Annotated in this window: 19 protein-coding genes; 18 read left to right on the plus strand and 1 reads right to left on the minus strand. The window is 39.3% G+C overall.

What is annotated here, in order from left to right:
• Positions 1-5 precede the first annotated feature (5 nt).
• The 18 genes from QNH15_RS12050 to QNH15_RS12130 all read left to right on the plus strand — a co-directional run bounded on the left by QNH15_RS12050 (position 6) and on the right by QNH15_RS12130 (position 15,054).
• Positions 6-923, plus strand: coding sequence for a tyrosine-type recombinase/integrase (locus QNH15_RS12050; protein ID WP_283894920.1), 918 nt, complete (start codon positions 6-8; stop codon positions 921-923).
• A 1-nt stretch (position 924) separates the two neighbouring features.
• Complete coding sequence (locus QNH15_RS12055; RefSeq protein WP_283894922.1) at positions 925-1,698, plus strand: recombinase family protein; 774 nt, start codon at positions 925-927, stop codon at positions 1,696-1,698.
• A gap of 715 nt (positions 1,699-2,413) precedes the next feature.
• On the plus strand, positions 2,414-3,013 hold the full coding sequence (locus QNH15_RS12060) for a DUF4352 domain-containing protein (protein ID WP_283894924.1): 600 nt from the start codon (positions 2,414-2,416) through the stop codon (positions 3,011-3,013).
• Between the two features lie 62 nt (positions 3,014-3,075).
• A complete protein-coding gene (locus QNH15_RS12065; protein ID WP_283894925.1) occupies positions 3,076-3,363 on the plus strand; it encodes a hypothetical protein in 288 nt (95 codons plus the stop codon).
• A gap of 714 nt (positions 3,364-4,077) precedes the next feature.
• The gene (locus QNH15_RS12070; protein ID WP_283894927.1) at positions 4,078-4,533 is read left to right on the plus strand and encodes a replication initiator protein A; all 456 of its coding nucleotides are present in this window, start codon (positions 4,078-4,080) and stop codon (positions 4,531-4,533) included.
• Positions 4,534-4,612: 79 nt separating this feature from the next.
• Positions 4,613-4,816 carry a helix-turn-helix domain-containing protein gene (locus QNH15_RS26320; RefSeq protein ID WP_488259975.1) on the plus strand — a complete coding sequence of 68 codons (204 nt, stop codon included), beginning with the start codon at positions 4,613-4,615 and terminating at the stop codon, positions 4,814-4,816.
• A 535-nt stretch (positions 4,817-5,351) separates the two neighbouring features.
• The gene (locus tag QNH15_RS12075) at positions 5,352-5,570 is read left to right on the plus strand and encodes a hypothetical protein (protein ID WP_283894928.1); all 219 of its coding nucleotides are present in this window, start codon (positions 5,352-5,354) and stop codon (positions 5,568-5,570) included.
• A gap of 13 nt (positions 5,571-5,583) precedes the next feature.
• Positions 5,584-5,730 carry a hypothetical protein gene (locus QNH15_RS12080; RefSeq protein WP_283894929.1) on the plus strand — a complete coding sequence of 49 codons (147 nt, stop codon included), beginning with the start codon at positions 5,584-5,586 and terminating at the stop codon, positions 5,728-5,730.
• A gap of 22 nt (positions 5,731-5,752) precedes the next feature.
• Positions 5,753-6,469, plus strand: a complete 717-nt coding sequence (locus QNH15_RS12085; protein WP_283894931.1) for a hypothetical protein — start codon at positions 5,753-5,755, stop codon at positions 6,467-6,469.
• Positions 6,470-6,521: 52 nt separating this feature from the next.
• Positions 6,522-6,881, plus strand: a complete 360-nt coding sequence (locus QNH15_RS12090; protein WP_283894933.1) for a hypothetical protein — start codon at positions 6,522-6,524, stop codon at positions 6,879-6,881.
• A gap of 165 nt (positions 6,882-7,046) precedes the next feature.
• A complete protein-coding gene (locus QNH15_RS12095; RefSeq protein WP_283894935.1) occupies positions 7,047-7,502 on the plus strand; it encodes a terminase small subunit in 456 nt (151 codons plus the stop codon).
• A 124-nt stretch (positions 7,503-7,626) separates the two neighbouring features.
• Complete coding sequence (locus QNH15_RS12100) at positions 7,627-8,268, plus strand: hypothetical protein (protein ID WP_283894937.1); 642 nt, start codon at positions 7,627-7,629, stop codon at positions 8,266-8,268.
• 23 nt (positions 8,269-8,291) lie between these two features.
• Entirely contained in the window at positions 8,292-8,972 is a 681-nt protein-coding gene (locus QNH15_RS12105; protein ID WP_283894939.1) for a hypothetical protein, read from the plus strand.
• A gap of 835 nt (positions 8,973-9,807) precedes the next feature.
• Positions 9,808-11,556 carry an ABC transporter transmembrane domain-containing protein gene (locus QNH15_RS12110; RefSeq protein ID WP_283894941.1) on the plus strand — a complete coding sequence of 583 codons (1,749 nt, stop codon included), beginning with the start codon at positions 9,808-9,810 and terminating at the stop codon, positions 11,554-11,556.
• Positions 11,553-13,343, plus strand: a complete 1,791-nt coding sequence (locus tag QNH15_RS12115) for an ABC transporter ATP-binding protein (RefSeq protein ID WP_430667144.1) — start codon at positions 11,553-11,555, stop codon at positions 13,341-13,343. Before QNH15_RS12110 ends, QNH15_RS12115 begins: the two co-directional genes overlap by 4 nt.
• A gap of 75 nt (positions 13,344-13,418) precedes the next feature.
• A complete protein-coding gene (locus QNH15_RS12120; protein ID WP_090233442.1) occupies positions 13,419-14,126 on the plus strand; it encodes a cytochrome c biogenesis CcdA family protein in 708 nt (235 codons plus the stop codon).
• 11 nt (positions 14,127-14,137) lie between these two features.
• Positions 14,138-14,581 (plus strand): Na(+)/H(+) antiporter subunit B, encoded by a 444-nt coding sequence (locus QNH15_RS12125; protein ID WP_061969775.1) that lies wholly within the window; start codon positions 14,138-14,140, stop codon positions 14,579-14,581.
• 14 nt (positions 14,582-14,595) lie between these two features.
• The gene (locus tag QNH15_RS12130) at positions 14,596-15,054 is read left to right on the plus strand and encodes a CcdC family protein (protein ID WP_061969777.1); all 459 of its coding nucleotides are present in this window, start codon (positions 14,596-14,598) and stop codon (positions 15,052-15,054) included.
• Positions 15,055-15,089: 35 nt separating this feature from the next.
• Here the strand turns inward: QNH15_RS12130 and QNH15_RS12135 are convergent, their stop codons facing one another.
• On the minus strand, positions 15,090-15,515 hold the full coding sequence (locus QNH15_RS12135; protein ID WP_283894949.1) for a DUF2621 domain-containing protein: 426 nt from the start codon (positions 15,513-15,515) through the stop codon (positions 15,090-15,092).
• Positions 15,516-15,893: the final 378 nt, after the last annotated feature.

The raw sequence follows: 15,893 nt of genomic DNA on the forward strand, positions 1-15,893 counted from the left end.
TTTTTATGTTGTTCGAAGAAGTTTTAGAAGAATACTTGTATCACTGTCTTGCCAAAGGATTTACGAAAAAGACGATGATAAACAAACGTCAGGAGTATAAGCAGTTAAATCTTTTCCTTAAGGAGAAGAGAGGTCTTACCGAACTGGAAAGCATCACCGTCCATGATTTAAGGGCATACATGAGATACAAACAGCAGCAGGACGGACTACAGCCACAAAGCATAGTTACCATGTTCAAAATGATTAAGGCATTCTTCAATTGGTGTTACAAAGAGGAATACTTGAGAGAAAACATCTCTCGAAGGGTAGAACTGCCAAGAGTTCCTAAGAAAGTTCTGAATGGATTTACCGAGAAAGAAGTTCAGACGATGATTGATGCCTTTTCTTATAAGGATTACATTGAAGCAAGAAACAAAGCAATGATTGCTATAATGGCTGATTGTGGTTTAAGGGCTATGGAAATAAGAGGACTGAAGTCAAAGAATGTTAAGGATACTTCTCTTCTTGTAGACGGGAAGGGTAACAAACAAAGAATGGTATTTGTCAGCCCTACTCTTAAGAGAATCTTGATTAAGTATGAACGGCTTAAAAGCCAGTATTTCAAAGAACACATTGCTTATGATGATAGGTACTTCTTATCTTATCAAGGCAGGGAAATCTCTCATACAGGGCTTCACAAAGTGGTAAAGGTAGCAGGGGAACGGGCAGGAGTTCAAAACAAAAGAGTCAGTCCACATACTTTCCGTCATTTCTATGCTGTCCAAGCTTTAACTAATGGGGTCGATGTATATAGCTTAAGCCAAATCATGGGACATTCAGATATTACCGTAACACAACGATATTTACAGTCCATGAGTAAAGAACAATTATTCGATAAAGCCATTGCTTCAAGTCCATTAATGAACATGGGTAGGAACAGATAGTATGAAGACTAATGCCGTATACTTACGTAAATCATCCATCAAGGAAATGAATAAATTTGAGAGACAGGTCAAGGAATTAGTTGATACTGTAAAGGCTTTAGATGAACCTTATGAGGTCTACAACGATAATGAAGCCAGTTCCCGGAATAAATTAAGGGAAGAGTATGTCAGAATGAAGCAGGACATTGAAGCAGGGAAGATAAAGGTAGTCTATATTATAGATGATTCTCGTTTAACACGTACCGATTCTGAAGCCTTGCAGTTCTATAGTTTTCTTAAGAAGAAGAAAGTACGTCTTATAACGCTATTGAATGGTGAGATAAACCTTTTGGACAAACAATCCATGTTAGTCAGCAAAATTAAGGCAATCTTCAATGACTTTGAGTATGATAACACCGTCACAAAAATTGAGTATGGAAAGAGAAGGGCTATAAATTCAGGGGCATTCATCGGTAAAGTACCTTTTGGATATACCCGCGATTTAGCTACTAAGAAGCTTGTACCGAATAAGGATGCTAACACAGTGGGTTATGTCTTCCAGAAATACAAGGAAGGCTATACTACAAGGGGAATAGCAGGGGAGTTGCCTGGGTTTACTTCATCCAAGGTATCTCGGATATTGAGGAACAGGACATACTTGGGGGAAGCTGCCTATACATCTAAGTATCTTGAGGAAACCTTTATTAATTATAAAGCACATACTGCTATTATTGATGAAGAGTTATTCCAAGCCGTTCAGCTGAAACTGAAAAGTCGTAAGACAAGGAACCTTTGACGGGTTCCTCTTTTTTATGGGTAAAAATATTGAAGGGAATTACCCTTAAGATTTTATGTATGGAATTTATAGAACCCTTGATATGACTAGGGTTATTGCCATATGCGTAACCGTAACTTCTGAAAATAAAGTTATCATTCTGCAACCTTAGAACCACTTACATATAAAGGGAATACCGACATCCTTGCTACATAAGACAATACTATTGTTGCACGCATAACCCTGTATGAATATAACATGTCTATTCATATACCACCTTCATACAAGTCTTATAACAACACATAACACTAAGGCATTTAACTAATCATTAACACTAACACCTTGCCTTAAGTTTTGTTATTTGAACAGTCCGACTACCGGTAGGGGGTGCTTTAAAAAATCGAATTAAATTGGGTGTGGGTATCAATGTATATAATATTCTCATTTTCTAAATCGGGGCTGGGAATTATTTTCCCAAAATATAAATTGGTGATTCATTTCATTCAAATACTATAGAACTTGGTAAAATGAAACTATAGAACTTGGTAAACAATAGTTCTCTATGTAATTAATACCGTCTATTTTACAAAACCATTTCATTAAATAGACATAATTTCATGCCCTTAAAATATAATTTTAGTACTAAAGGCTTATAAAAATATATTCCAATAATGTTTCTTACGTGTTACAATTCACTTTGGGAACAAAAACAATTTATAGGGGGATTATAGGGATAATGGCAAAAAAGGAAAAAGTTAAAAAGCCAATTTTCAAAAGGGTTTGGTTTTGGGTATTAGTTATCTTTGTAGTAATCATCGCTGCTAATATGGGCGGTGGAGATGATAGTGCTTCAACTTCTGGTACAACAGAAACTGCAAGTGCTAAACCTGCTGAGAAGAAGGAAGTTAAGAAAGCACCTGCTAAGAAATCTTTTGCGGTTGGTCAGGATGTAAAAGTAGGTAAGTTTACATATAAGGTTCTAGGTGTAAACGAGACAAATAAGCTTACTTCACCATTAGGCAATAAAACAACTGAAGGCAAGTATACAGTAGTAGAACTATCCATTAAGAACGGTGACAAGAAGGCACGTATGGCTGATTCTAACATGTTCAAAATCAAAACTGCTGATGATACCGAATATGAAGCAGATGCTGAACTAGACATGTATGTAAATGATGGGGATATTGGTTTCTTCTTACAGGATATTAATCCAAACCTGACAAAAAAGGGTAAAGTAGTATTTGAACTACCAACAGAAGCTAAGAAGTACAACCTTGAAGTATCTTCCGGCTTTGGTTGGTCAGGTGGAGAATATAAGCAAATTAAACTGAAATAAGTGTGTGAAAGGCTGGCTGTTAGAAAGTCAGTCTTTTTATTATAAATGGGGGAGTGAACAGGATGGGTGCAACTAGAATTTTAAAATGGGTAGCAGGTGGCTTAGAAGCCTTTTGGGGAATACCAATCCTTGGTGGAATGTTTATCGTCAGTCTTTATTGGACACCGTTAGTAATAATGTTAGCTTTACATATTGTGTCGTTAATACTGACAATAAAGGATGGCAGAAAAAGAACAGGACACATTCTAGGTATTATTGCTTCAGGTGTTGGTTTTATCCCCGTTGTGGGAATGATTCTTCACATAATTACAGCTACTTTTCTTCTTATTGAAGCAGGGAAAAATGAATAAAAGACATAAAAGAGGTTGCCTGACGGCAGTCTCTTTTTTATTGGGAAATTTCCTGAGGTACGATTTTCATACCCTTGAGGTACGGTTTTCATACCCCTGAGGTACGATTTTCATACCCGAATAAGACTTAATTAATAAGACTTAATAAACAAGACTTAAATAATAAGTGACTGTCCTAACGGACTATATATGGATTAAGAAATAATGCTTTATAGATAATACACCGTTAGACGGTAAAGAAGAGAATAAGAATAAAGGTTTATATAAGAGAGAAAACACAGCGTAGCCCGGAACGGCTGCCTTTTTTATTTTCCCAAAATAAATAAAACTTTTTTTCAATTTCATTGTGTATAGCTGACAGTCTCACTTGCTTATATAGTATGGGATAAAAAAAATCCTAACAAATTGTCTGAAAAATTGTGCAAAGATGACGGTCTCACTTTATTAACTAGTATGGATAAAAAATATCCTAACTTATTTTTCCTAACAGGGGTACAGAAGTAGAGTCACCACTCGTTATATAAGTATAGGGATAAAAAATATCCTGATTTCATTGTGTATAGCTGACGGTCTCACTCGTTTATATAGTAGGGGCAATGAGGATAAAAAAAATTCAAACTTTTTTTCAATTTCATTGTGCAAAATGAGGTAGTCCACTTGATTAATAAGTATAAGGGTTATTTAAACCCTAAATAAAACTAAGGAGAATGTCTCATGGATAAATCGCTATCCGTAACACAATCATTTGTAAAATTACCGAAAGTATTCAAAGGCAACAAACATTATAAAGGATTATCTTCAGATGCGAAGATTGTATATTCTTACTCACTGGATACATTACAACTTTCTAAATTAAATCATGCTTCAGATGGAACATGGTTTGATTATGAACATAAACAGCATTTTATATTCTATTCCGTTGTTCAGGTGATGGAAGATATGGAATGTGGTAAGCAAAAGGCTATCAATATTCGTAAGGAATTAGAAAAGTATGGCTTGTGGGAAATGAAGTCACAAGGTGCTAACAAACCTACAAAGATATTCGTTAATGAAATTATTCCATCCCAAGCACCTAAAAAGCCGTTACGGTACACCGTTAAACCTAGAAAAGAGGTTCTGGGTGTCACAGTTGATGGCAAGGAACTAACTGACTATGCAGAAGTATTTTAAGAAGGAGTTCGATATTATTATGGAAATTTTAAGAATCAGTAAAGGTGAAGCGGAAACAGTTTCAACTATCATGGCAATTATGAAGCAGGAACAATGCAGTACAGTATGTGCTTCCTATTCAGACCTAGCAGAGTTAACTGGATACAATGTCCGTAACGTTCGTAAGCAGGTAGCAAGCTTATGTGAGAAAGGAATCCTTATCAAGTCCCGTAACGGTATCGATAGCAGGGAGTCAAATGCTTATTCCTTGTGTAAAGAGTTACGGAAGGACTGGATGTACTAACATTTCTAAAGTCTTAGGAAGCCTGTTTAAATAACGGACTTCTCAAAGGCCGTAGAAATACGGTTGAAACTCAGTCATGATTATTCCTCCTTTGCTAGAAGTATTTAGGTTTTTCCCTTTTCCTAAATGCTTCACTGGAGAGGTTAGAAATAATCTTTTCTGCATACTTCCTACAGCCATAGGATGTTACCCTTTTTAGACTTGCTAGAGGGAATCTTAGTTGCATAAGGTTCCTTCTATGGAGGTTTAAATACCTTTAAATAACATTACAAAGGAGTTGTAATAAGACTTCTTTCTGGATGAAATCCAAGCCATTCTATTTCTAAGCATTGCTAAAATAACCAACTGTGGTGAACAGTACGTAGAGTCACCTTAAGCAAACGGTTGGTTCTTCTATGGAGTGTTTTGGAGTGGGACAAAGCACTTCTGTTAACACCTTAAGCACCTTCCCGGTATGAACATGATTCGTATCACTTTACAGCCCATTCTTCGGCATGGGTTGAATAAACAATATGAGTTTAACGGGGGAAGAAACATGAGTTACTACAGCTTAGAGGAACAGGAAACGGTTATCTTGTATGAACCGGTTACCAAACAATTTGTTATTTATAGCACAGTACCAAAACATATCAAACGTCTAAAAAACGTTGCTATAGCTTCACTTTTACAGGATGAAAAAGACTCCGAGGGTGTTACTATTGCTTACCGTATTAAAGTTAAAAAACTGCCCAATAGCTACACTTTTAACCGATAGGAGGTCAGAGACATTGAACAATGAGGATTTCCGGTATATGGGTAAATTAATTGAAGATAACAAGCGACTCACTAAAGAAAACACTAATTTAGAAAAAGAAGTCAAAATATTGACAAGAATCTTAAAACGATTTGATAGAGGTTTAACCGCTAAAAACTAATATAAAAGGGGATTGAATAATTATGAACATGAAACAAATGGAAGCACAAATTGCAAGCCTGACAAAAATGGTACAGTTGCAACAGCAACGGGATAATACTCCACTAGGAAGACAAATTAGAAAACAAGCAGAAATTCAAATGAACACCCTTAAGACTAGCTTGATGGAAAAACAGGCACGTAAACAACAACTTGAAGCCATGAACCATAGGACAACCTTCTCAAGTGAACGTGGTCAAACTAAGTTCGTTAAGCTATACGATGTTGTTTCAATGTATGAAGTATCTGACAATGGCAAGGTAACCAAAATGAAGCCTGTTACCGCTATGACGTATTCAGCTATGGGTGATGCAGAAAGAAAAGCCTTTGACAGTGAGTTCCCGTCTATCTCAATGGCTATTGAACATGGTGCATACAATCCGACAATGACACAAAGTTACTTTGACGGTGCAGTTATAGCTAATGGAATGGACTCAAAACTGTTTGAAATGGGACTAAACAGGCCCACAGTGGAATATGAAGCGGAGTATCATGCTACACCTGAAGTAAGTAATGCTTATGACTCATTCGATGATTACAAAAAGGGTTTAACCAGAGAGATGAAGGAATATCAGCATGCAACTTCTACAGAAGGTAAAATGGCAATTGGTCGTGAACTAGAACAGCTTAATGCTGAAATATCAGAACTTGAAACTGAAGTTGGAATGTCAGCAAGCTATCTTGATACAGGAATCGAATAAAGACAGGTTGCCTTCGGGCAGCCTTATTTTAATTTTAGGGGGAACGGACAGCATGATGATTCACACATTTAAAAAGATACGGCTTGCTTCAAGGGTAGACAAAAAAAGAGGACTACATTTCCAATCAGTAACGGTATACCCGAATGATGATGTTTACCTTAGATATTATTCTAAGCTTCAGAAATACACGAACATTGATTCTTTAAACTGGTATTCAGTAATTATTAATGACAAGAAAGGCTGTCCAAAACGATGGATTCGATACACCCAGGAACTTCAGGAACAGCTTATTCAAACAGGTGACAGACAACGGAAGCCTAAACCAATGCCTAAACCCGAACCGTTTAAATTTGACTGGAAGTATCTAGGAAAGGAAGTAAAAGACAATGTTTCAGATACAATTCAAGCTTAATGGGCAGTGCCTACTGCATTACTATATAGAAGGAACGCTTCAGGAAGTCATTATTGAAGCAAACAGACGTTTTAATCAATCGTACTATTCTAAGGAATGTGCTTCAGGATACGTATACAGCCTTGAGGATAACGGTATAAAAACTTATGTAGGGAGATTCTAATCATGGCTAGAAAGAAAACATTAACCGAAAATATGAGAAAGTTTGCCGTTAGTTATATAGCGAATAGGGGAAACGTAGCAGAAACAGCGAAACAAATAGGCTTATCCAATAAAACTTGTTATGGCTATCTTCAAAATGAACTTGTACAGCAAGAGGTAAACCACCTTATGTCCATTGTTCCAGTGGAGAAGATACGAAGTGCCGTACAGCTTCAGGAAGAATTGAATTTCATGCTTGACCCCGATTATAAGGACGAGATGATAGACCTTAAGGGGAACATACGAAAGGTTAAACCACCGTTAAGGGATAGAGTCAGGGCAGTAGAGTTGCTTGGTAAATTCCAAGGGGCATTTGTTAACAAGGTTGAAGTTCAGCAAACACATTTTGTTATTGACATCATTGAAGAAGACGAAAAAGACTATAGAACGATTATTGACGCTGAATTTATTGAAGTATGATTTAACGGGAGGTTACCTAAAACTGGTAGCTTCCCTTTTTTATGTAAAAAAATAAATGTAAAAATGTGGGTTTATCATGTAGAATTAAATTAGGATAAATTGAATTTGAAAGAAGGTAAATTAAGTGGAATCTCTACAAAAAATGGTTACGGATTCGGGCATTATTTTAGCAGTTATAACCCTCATATCATATGTGAGTTCGTTTCTCAGTCAATTTGGATATTTAAGTTATTACGGCATTTATAATGCTGATTTTATAGAAGTAGGGGTAAGCGATGTGATAGGTTCCTCTATACCATTTATTTCTTTTATATGTGCCATTCTAGTTATAATAGTTGCTTTAAAGGAACTGGAATTAGAGAGATTAGAATTTGAAGTTAAGAAGAGTGATTTTTGGAACTTTAAAAGTACGATAAAAATAAATAAATTAATCTTTTTAATGGCATTTATTATTCCTGTATTTATAACAGGGCTTATGTGGTTATGTCCATATTTAGGGTATACGCAAGCAAAACATAAAGAGGATTATTTAACGATTAATTTGAAAAGTCAAAAATATGTCCTAGTTAAGAAGTTTACTGATAATAATGCATTGTTAATATCTGCTGATTTTAACGATAAAAAAATTTTGAAAGAGACTGTATTTATTAACTTAGTTTCAACCAAGGGCAGGAAGTTGAATCAGGAAAGAGTAAAGGGTGGTCTGAAATCTGACGGCAAAAAATTAGATATAAGTCGGATATTTCCTCGCTTTGGACAATTGTAATCAAAAGAGGACAGTGAATTATTATGATGGAAGCGGGTTGGTTAACGGTGACATTACAAGGGGTATGGGGTTGGATAAAAGATTGGTCAGTATTCATTGTTCCCGTACTGGCATTTTTCTTCGCAAGGCTAGGAAGTAATTGGGACAAGAAGTTAGAGTATCGTACTTTCCTTGACGTTGGTACAATAGTTCATAACTATAGGCTGAAAGGCTGTCCAACATTAAAGACGGGCAGTAAAATGATTACACCTAAACAGTTTGCAACATTAGAAGAGGGATTATTAGACAATACTTTACCTCCCGTACCTATAACCTATCTTCAGATTAAACCGTTCGGGAAGAGTATAATTACAAGTTGTCGTGTTAAGGTGGTTTTAAAAGAGGCTAAAAATGGAACGCAAATATGGTTATTGGATATTTCTTTACCTATACTCAATAAGGAAGAAGAAGTATACATACCCCTCGATAGCTTAGAAATGAAGGGTTCAGGGTATTTTGTAAGACACGTTAAGATTGACTATGAAACACAAGTAGGTGAAAAGTTCCAATTTATTCAAAATACATTTAAAGTAAATGAGGAGTCCCATTTTTACGAAACAACTAGAGTAAGAAAGTTTATCTTTTTAAAAAGTATACAAAGTAAAGGAGACAAAGCAGGTTATGTCACCTTAACTAATGATAAAGATTACCCTCAAAAGGCATAGGTGGGGGCATCAACAAGTAAGAAAAAATCGAAAAAGGTTTCCCGAAACAATCCCTTGCTACAGCCAACCATAAATCCATCCATAACAAAAAATACTTCCGTTTATTTCTTTGAACAAACCGCTTGAAAAGCCTTACGGGGGCAAGGAGTTTTCAAACAAGTTTACTTAAAGAATTTAGGAAGTATTTTTTGCTTATCCAAAGAAGAGGTAGGAGGACTACTTCTAAAGTTATGTCCACCTTATTCTAGCTTATACCTACTGGCTGCTACGAATTCTTAACGGGCTTCTTTTTTTATGTCATGATTTACACAAAACAATTACACAAGGTTAATTTTCCATAGGGTGATTTTTCTAAAAGAAAGATTTTGGGGAAGATTCATCAACCAACTAACGAAAGATACACCAATGCTTTTAGCCATAAGGGAATAAATGTAGACAAGCTTTATGTAAAATGGTACAGTTTTCTCATAGGAAATAGGCTTCGGACAGGGTTAGAAAAAGCCAATAATACCAAGGGATTTGGGTCAACTTTGATGCAAACTCCCCAAAAGAAAATTAACCAAATGATGCAGGCAATGAACAAACAAATGAAGTAATAAATCAGTGACAAGCTGATTTATCTTCAACGACGATAGAGAGTTGATCATTTCTTACGTCACTGGTTAAGTTCATCTTTATCCTTGATACCGGATTTGTTCTTCTTAGATCTCGTAATAAGCCGCCTTATGGTCCATGTGGACTGTAGGGTGGCTTTTTTTATTGCAGAAATGATTTTTAAAATTTTCATTATTTGGTAAAATAAAGAGGGTGTTTTTGGGGGAAGGGGATGTTGGGCTTGAATGTGTTTATGGATTTGATGTGGTACTTTAAACAGGAAAAAAGAAGGTACCTGACCGGAATTGCTTTGCTTGCGCTTGTGTCGCTGTGCCTTCTGGTTCCGCCAAAAATCATTGGCTATACGGTTGATCATATAAAAAGTAATTCGTTGACCGGAAAACAGCTGGGGAGTTACATGCTGATTCTGGCGTTGGTCGCGGTTATTGTATACTTATTGCGTTTTTTCTGGAGAGTTCTGATTTACGGAGCCTCCATTCAACTGGCTTTGCTGCTGAGGAACCGGCTTTATACCCATTTTACGAACATGTCCCCCCGCTTTTATCAAAAAAAGAGAGTAGGAGATTTGATGGCCCACTCCACCAATGATCTCCAGGCGATTCAGCAAACAGCAGGGGACGGGGTGCTGACGCTCGTTGATTCCTCGATGATGGGTGGTTTTACGCTGATTACGATGGCTGCTACCATCAGCTGGAAGTTGACGCTCATCAGTCTGCTCCCGCTTCCGTTCATGGCCTGGTCAACCAGCCGGTATGGTACCATGCTGCACGAGCGCTTCCATAAAGCGCAGGAAGCTTTCTCTGAGATGAACGATAAAGTGCAGGAAAGCATTTCGGGAGCACGGGTCATCAAAGCGTTTGGACAGGAAGAGCAGGACGTGGATGCCTTCAAAGCATTATCGAAGGATGTGGTCCAAAAAAATATTTCCGTGGCCAAGGTGGATGCTTTATTTGATCCGACGATATCTCTCGTTGTCGGCGTTTCTTTTTTTCTTGCGGTTTCCTATGGCTCTTCCCTTGTTTTAAACGGAGAGCTCACGATCGGACAGCTTGTCTCTTTTACAAGCTACCTTGGTCTCCTGATCTGGCCAATGCTGGCATTTGGCTGGTTGTTTAATATTGTTGAAAGAGGAAGAGCTTCCTATGACCGCGTGACAGCTCTATTAAAAGTCAATGACGTGATCTCTGAAAAAGAGGATGGATTACAGGAGCCGCCTGCCGGATCGATTGAGATGAAGCTGACATCTTTTTCATATGATGAAAATGGTCCAGCGGCTCTAAAGGACATTTACTTTGAACTGGCGGAAGGGAAAACCATGGGGATTGTGGGCAAGACAGGCAGCGGAAAAACAACCCTCTGCCGGCTATTGCTCAAAGAGTTTCAAGTGGGAGATTATCAGATCATACTGGCCGGACATGATATAAACGATTATCGTCTTCATGCGGTAAGAGAAGCCATCGGGTATGTGCCGCAGGACCATTTTCTCTTTTCTGCAACCGTTGCGGAGAATATTGCCTTTGGAAAATATCATGCTTCATTTCAAGAAATCAAACAGGCTTCAAAGGATGCGGCCGTTTACGAGGATATCGTTCAATTTAAAGACGGGTTTGAAACGGTCGTGGGCGAGCGCGGCGTGACTCTCTCCGGCGGGCAGAAACAGCGGATTTCCATCGCGCGTGCCCTGCTAACCGATCCCGAGCTGCTTATTCTTGATGATTCCCTGTCGGCCGTTGATGCCAGGACAGAAGAAAACATTCTGAAAAACCTGAAAGGCAAGCGGAAAGATAAAACGACGATCATTACCGCTCACAGACTGTCTAGTGTGGACCATGCCGATCTGATCATTGTGCTGGATGAGGGCAGGATAATCCAAAAAGGAACACATGAAGAACTGATTGCGGTACCGGGCTGGTACAGGGATACGTACGAAAGCCAGGCATTGGAATCATTGATCGCCAAAGGAGGATGAACATGGACCGGGCAAATACGAAAGAAATCAAGCAGCGGGCTGTGTTCAACCGGCTTCTCTCTTATTTAAAGTGCGATCAGAAAAGGCTTATTGCAGCTTTTGTACTGTTGATTATTGCGACGGGAACCGATCTTCTTGGTCCGATACTTATTAAAATATTTATCGATGATCACCTGACACCGCGCCATTTTGATCATACCGTGATACTTCTTTTGGCATTGGGATACATCAGTATTATCATATTGTCATGTATTTTGAATTACATTCAGCTTGTTTTGTTCCAAACGGCCGCTATGAACATTATTCAGCGCATGAGAATCGATGTGTTTACCAAGGTGCACAGCCTGGGGCTTCGTTTTTTTGACCGTACACCTGTGGGGAGTCTTGTTTCAAAAATAACGAACGACACAGAAGCGATCAAGGATTTTTATGTGAGTGTTCTTTCCGCGTTTGTCCAGAATATCGTATATTTAGCAGGCATATTTATCGCGATGTTTTACTTGAACGTAAAATTGGGATTGTTCTGCCTGGTGCTGTTGCCGGTGATTGCTTTCATCATGGTCTTGTACCGAAAATTCAGCTCCCAATCGTTTTTGCATATGCGCGAAAAACTCAGTGAACTGAATGCCAAGCTTAATGAGTCTCTGCAGGGAATGAGCATTGTCCAAGTCTTTAACCAGCAGAAGCGGCTCAAAAAAGAGTTTGCGGATGTGAACAGGGAACATAATGAAGCATGGATGAAAAATATTAAATACAATGGCCTATTGCTTAGGCCCGCGGTGGATCTTGTGTATGTTCTCGCCATCATGATTGTTCTTTCATTTTTTGGTATCAAATCATTTTCGAGCCCGGTTGAAATTGGCGTCATTTATGCGTTCGTCAATTATATGGACCGCTTTTTTGAACCCGTCAACATGCTCATGATGAGGCTGTCGATGTTTCAGCAGGCGATTATTGCCGGAGTCAGGATGTTTGAACTGCTGGACGAAAATGATGAAGCTCCAGGGGCAGAGGGCGACTGTCATCCTGTCATTACCGAGGGGGACATTGAGTTTAAAAATGTTACGTTCTCCTATGATGGCAAGCACCCTGTTCTAAAAAATATTTCGTTTCATGTCCGCCCCGGTGAAACGGTGGCACTTGTCGGGCATACCGGCAGCGGCAAAAGCTCGATCACCAATTTGTTGATGAGGTTTTATGAACTGGGGCAGGGAGAGATTACAATCGATTCGGTTCCGCTGTCATTTTACGATAATCATGAATTAAGAAGCAAAATGGGACTGGTACTGCAAGACTCATTTCTTTTTGCCGGTACTATCTCTCATAACATCTCCTTATTCAATACGAACATTACAAGGGAGCGGGTGAAGGAGGCAGCGGCTTTCGTACAGGCTTCCGAATTTATCGAAAAATTGCAAGAAGGTTATGATCAGGAAATCGGCGAGAGGGGGTCGACCTTCTCTACTGGTCAGCGCCAGCTCATTACATTTGCCCGTACGATGGCTTTTGAGCCTAAGATCCTTATTCTGGATGAAGCCACCGCGAATATCGATACGCAAACAGAAAATGCGATTCAGCATGCCCTGCAAAAAATGAGGGCAGGAAGAACCACCATCGCCATTGCCCACCGGCTGTCAACCATTCAGGATGCCGACCTGATTCTTGTCCTTCACAAAGGAGAAATTGTGGAACGGGGAACTCACCAGCAATTGATTCAAATGAAAGGGCTTTATTATAAAATGTATGCTCTTCAACAAAAAGACAAACTTTCGGAAGAGGTGGGTTAGAAAATCCTTTTTTCATTGAAGAACAGGTCCACTTTCATTTAAACTTAAAGTATTACATATAGAGGAGTCGACACAATGGACTTAAATATTTGGCTCGCTTTCGGAGCAGGATTGCTTTCCTTTATTTCACCCTGCTGTCTGCCGCTTTATCCAGCCTTTCTTTCCTACATCACCGGTATCTCGGTCCGGGATCTGAAAGAAGAACATGGGATGAAAAAGAAGCAGGCGCTGCTGCACACGTTTTATTTCCTGCTCGGATTTTCGATTATATTCTTCGTGCTTGGACTATCGTCATCGTACATCGGCGGTTTGTTTGCGCAATACAAAGATTTCCTCCGTCAGTTTGGCGCTATTATCATCGTCGTTTTTGGACTTCTGGTGCTTGGTGTATTTAAGCCTGCTTTTTTAATGAAAGACAGGAAGCTCACATTTAGAAACCGGCCGACGGGATATCTGGGTTCAGTGTTGATCGGAATTGGATTCTCTGCCGGATGGACACCGTGTACCGGACCCATCCTCGGTGCGGTGATTGCACTCGCGGTCTCCAACCCGGGAGCTGGGATGCTGTATATGGGCTGCTATGTGCTCGGTTTTGCTGTTCCGTTTTTCTTTTTAAGCTTCTTTTTGGATAAACTAAGCAGTATTAAACGGTACAATGTGCAGATCATGAAATCAGGCGGTTTTCTTATGGTTGCCATGGGGGTCGTGTTATACTTTGATTGGATGACGAAATTTACATCATTTCTTGTGAACCGGGTGTTTGGCGGCTTTCAAGGATTTTAGGGAGGTACAGCTTGGAGAGAAGCAGTAACGATCTTATTTTAAAAACCACCACAAATATTATCGTGTTTATCATTCTTGCTTTTTCGGTCAATTCTTTTTTCTCCGGCCATAACGCGCCGGGTGGGGGATTTATTGGAGGATTGATGGGAGCGGGAGCGATTGTTCTTTTATATCTGGCATACGGTATCGGGCCGATCAATCGTGTGATTCCGGTGAATTATCGAATTGTGCTCGCAGCGGGCCTTTTAATTGCTTTTTTGACAGGCATGGGCTCGTTTGTGTTTGGCGTTCCGTTTTTAAGCCATTCATTTGGACACTTTCACCTGCCGCTGCTCGGTGATACTGAGCTTGCCACAGCCATGCTGTTTGATCTTGGCGTTTATCTGACGGTCCTTGGCGTAACCATGACAATTATCTTATCGATCGCAGAGGATGATGGGGATACATCCGATTAAGAAAGAAGGAAAGAATGTTGTTCTTCATTGCGAGCAGTATTTTGGCAGCTGTCATGGCTGTAACTGTTATTTTTGTTCGTTTAAAAGCTACGAAAAAACCGGCATCTTTAAAAAAAATTATCCTGCCTCCGTTTTTCATGTCGACCGGCTTTCTGATGTTTGTGGTTCCCGTGTTTCGGGTCACATGGATGGAAGCAGGGGAGGCCTTTCTGGTAGGCTGTCTTTTTTCCATATTCCTTATCAAAACGAGTAAGTTTGAGAAGAGGGGAGGGGAAGTCTACCTGATCCGGTCCAAGGCGTTTGCCGCGATTTTGATCATTTTGTTTTTGGTCCGTATGGCGATGAAAACCTACCTTGGACATCAGATCTCTTATCCGGAAACAAGCGGGTTGTTTTTTATCGTGGCGTTTGGCATGATCCTCCCCTGGAGGGTTGCCATGTATTTTGGCTACAAAAAAGTGCTGCAATCATAAAAAACTCGATCACCAATTGGTGGTCGAGTTTTTTATTATCCCAGTAAGCTTTGATAAGGGGAGAGGTCGATCTGCTTTTCGTTTAGTTTTTTAACCAGCCATTTGTGGTCGCGTTTGGGAGTTGCAATAATGTAACCGCGAACAATCAAATCCTGAGTCATCACCGAAGCTTTTTCGGTCATGGCAAGTTCCCCGATTTTCCCCGCTATCTTTTCGCGTGCCACGTCCCGAAACAATTCGGGTACCGGTGAGACGAGTTCTTCCAAAAATTCCTTTTGTTTTGGTGTCCATAGGTGTTTCGTTTGGGAGATGTAATACTCCTGCCAATCAAGTATGGACCTGCCGTCTTCTTTCGGAAGGCGTTTTAAAAACTTCCGAAACATAAAATATCCGCCGATCGCAAACATGGAGATTAAAAAAACGGTCCAAAGTGCGATGAACAAAAAAAAGCCTGTAGACATGTTTGTCACCCCGATCGATATGGTTGCCAGAAACCACATTATGTATCCTTTCTTCATTATATAGGGGGAAAGTGCATTAAATCAATATCCATCTGTCAGTGAGTGTAGAGAGGGGAGGGGCTCGGGAAATAATTCAAAACGACAGCAAACGACATGGTTTTTAGACTATAACAGATAAGAAATTCAAACTATAACAGTTTGCAGGTTGGTACAGAAGGTTATAAACAATGATACAGGGTGAGATGTGGATAAGTGTGAATAACCGAAACTGTGGATAAACATGGGGAAAACTCGGTATGCATAAATATTCACCGCTGCATAAAATAAATATACATTGATGCATAAAATTGGTTTTGTTCCGGAGGAAAGGGAACGATA

Origin of the sequence: Fictibacillus enclensis, from assembly GCF_030123385.1 — a bacterium.
Taxonomy (GTDB): Bacteria; Bacillota; Bacilli; order Bacillales; family Fictibacillaceae; genus Fictibacillus_C; species Fictibacillus_C enclensis.

What these genes read in the sequence shown, in the direction of transcription:
- QNH15_RS12095 (WP_283894935.1), top strand. Translation starts at nt 7,047, where the DNA reads ATGGCTAGAAAGAAAACATTAACCGAAAATATGAGAAAGTTTGCCGTT.
- QNH15_RS12115 (WP_430667144.1), top strand. Translation starts at nt 11,553, where the DNA reads ATGAACATGGACCGGGCAAATACGAAAGAAATCAAGCAGCGGGCTGTG.
- QNH15_RS12060 (WP_283894924.1), top strand. Translation starts at nt 2,414, where the DNA reads ATGGCAAAAAAGGAAAAAGTTAAAAAGCCAATTTTCAAAAGGGTTTGG.
- QNH15_RS12065 (WP_283894925.1), top strand. Translation starts at nt 3,076, where the DNA reads ATGGGTGCAACTAGAATTTTAAAATGGGTAGCAGGTGGCTTAGAAGCC.
- QNH15_RS12135 (WP_283894949.1), bottom strand. Translation starts at nt 15,515, where the DNA reads ATGTCTACAGGCTTTTTTTTGTTCATCGCACTTTGGACCGTTTTTTTA.
- QNH15_RS12070 (WP_283894927.1), top strand. Translation starts at nt 4,078, where the DNA reads ATGGATAAATCGCTATCCGTAACACAATCATTTGTAAAATTACCGAAA.
- QNH15_RS12120 (WP_090233442.1), top strand. Translation starts at nt 13,419, where the DNA reads ATGGACTTAAATATTTGGCTCGCTTTCGGAGCAGGATTGCTTTCCTTT.
- QNH15_RS12075 (WP_283894928.1), top strand. Translation starts at nt 5,352, where the DNA reads ATGAGTTACTACAGCTTAGAGGAACAGGAAACGGTTATCTTGTATGAA.
- QNH15_RS12055 (WP_283894922.1), top strand. Translation starts at nt 925, where the DNA reads ATGAAGACTAATGCCGTATACTTACGTAAATCATCCATCAAGGAAATG.
- QNH15_RS12105 (WP_283894939.1), top strand. Translation starts at nt 8,292, where the DNA reads ATGATGGAAGCGGGTTGGTTAACGGTGACATTACAAGGGGTATGGGGT.
- QNH15_RS12050 (WP_283894920.1), top strand. Translation starts at nt 6, where the DNA reads ATGTTGTTCGAAGAAGTTTTAGAAGAATACTTGTATCACTGTCTTGCC.
- QNH15_RS26320 (WP_488259975.1), top strand. Translation starts at nt 4,613, where the DNA reads ATGAAGCAGGAACAATGCAGTACAGTATGTGCTTCCTATTCAGACCTA.
- QNH15_RS12090 (WP_283894933.1), top strand. Translation starts at nt 6,522, where the DNA reads ATGATGATTCACACATTTAAAAAGATACGGCTTGCTTCAAGGGTAGAC.
- QNH15_RS12130 (WP_061969777.1), top strand. Translation starts at nt 14,596, where the DNA reads ATGTTGTTCTTCATTGCGAGCAGTATTTTGGCAGCTGTCATGGCTGTA.
- QNH15_RS12085 (WP_283894931.1), top strand. Translation starts at nt 5,753, where the DNA reads ATGAACATGAAACAAATGGAAGCACAAATTGCAAGCCTGACAAAAATG.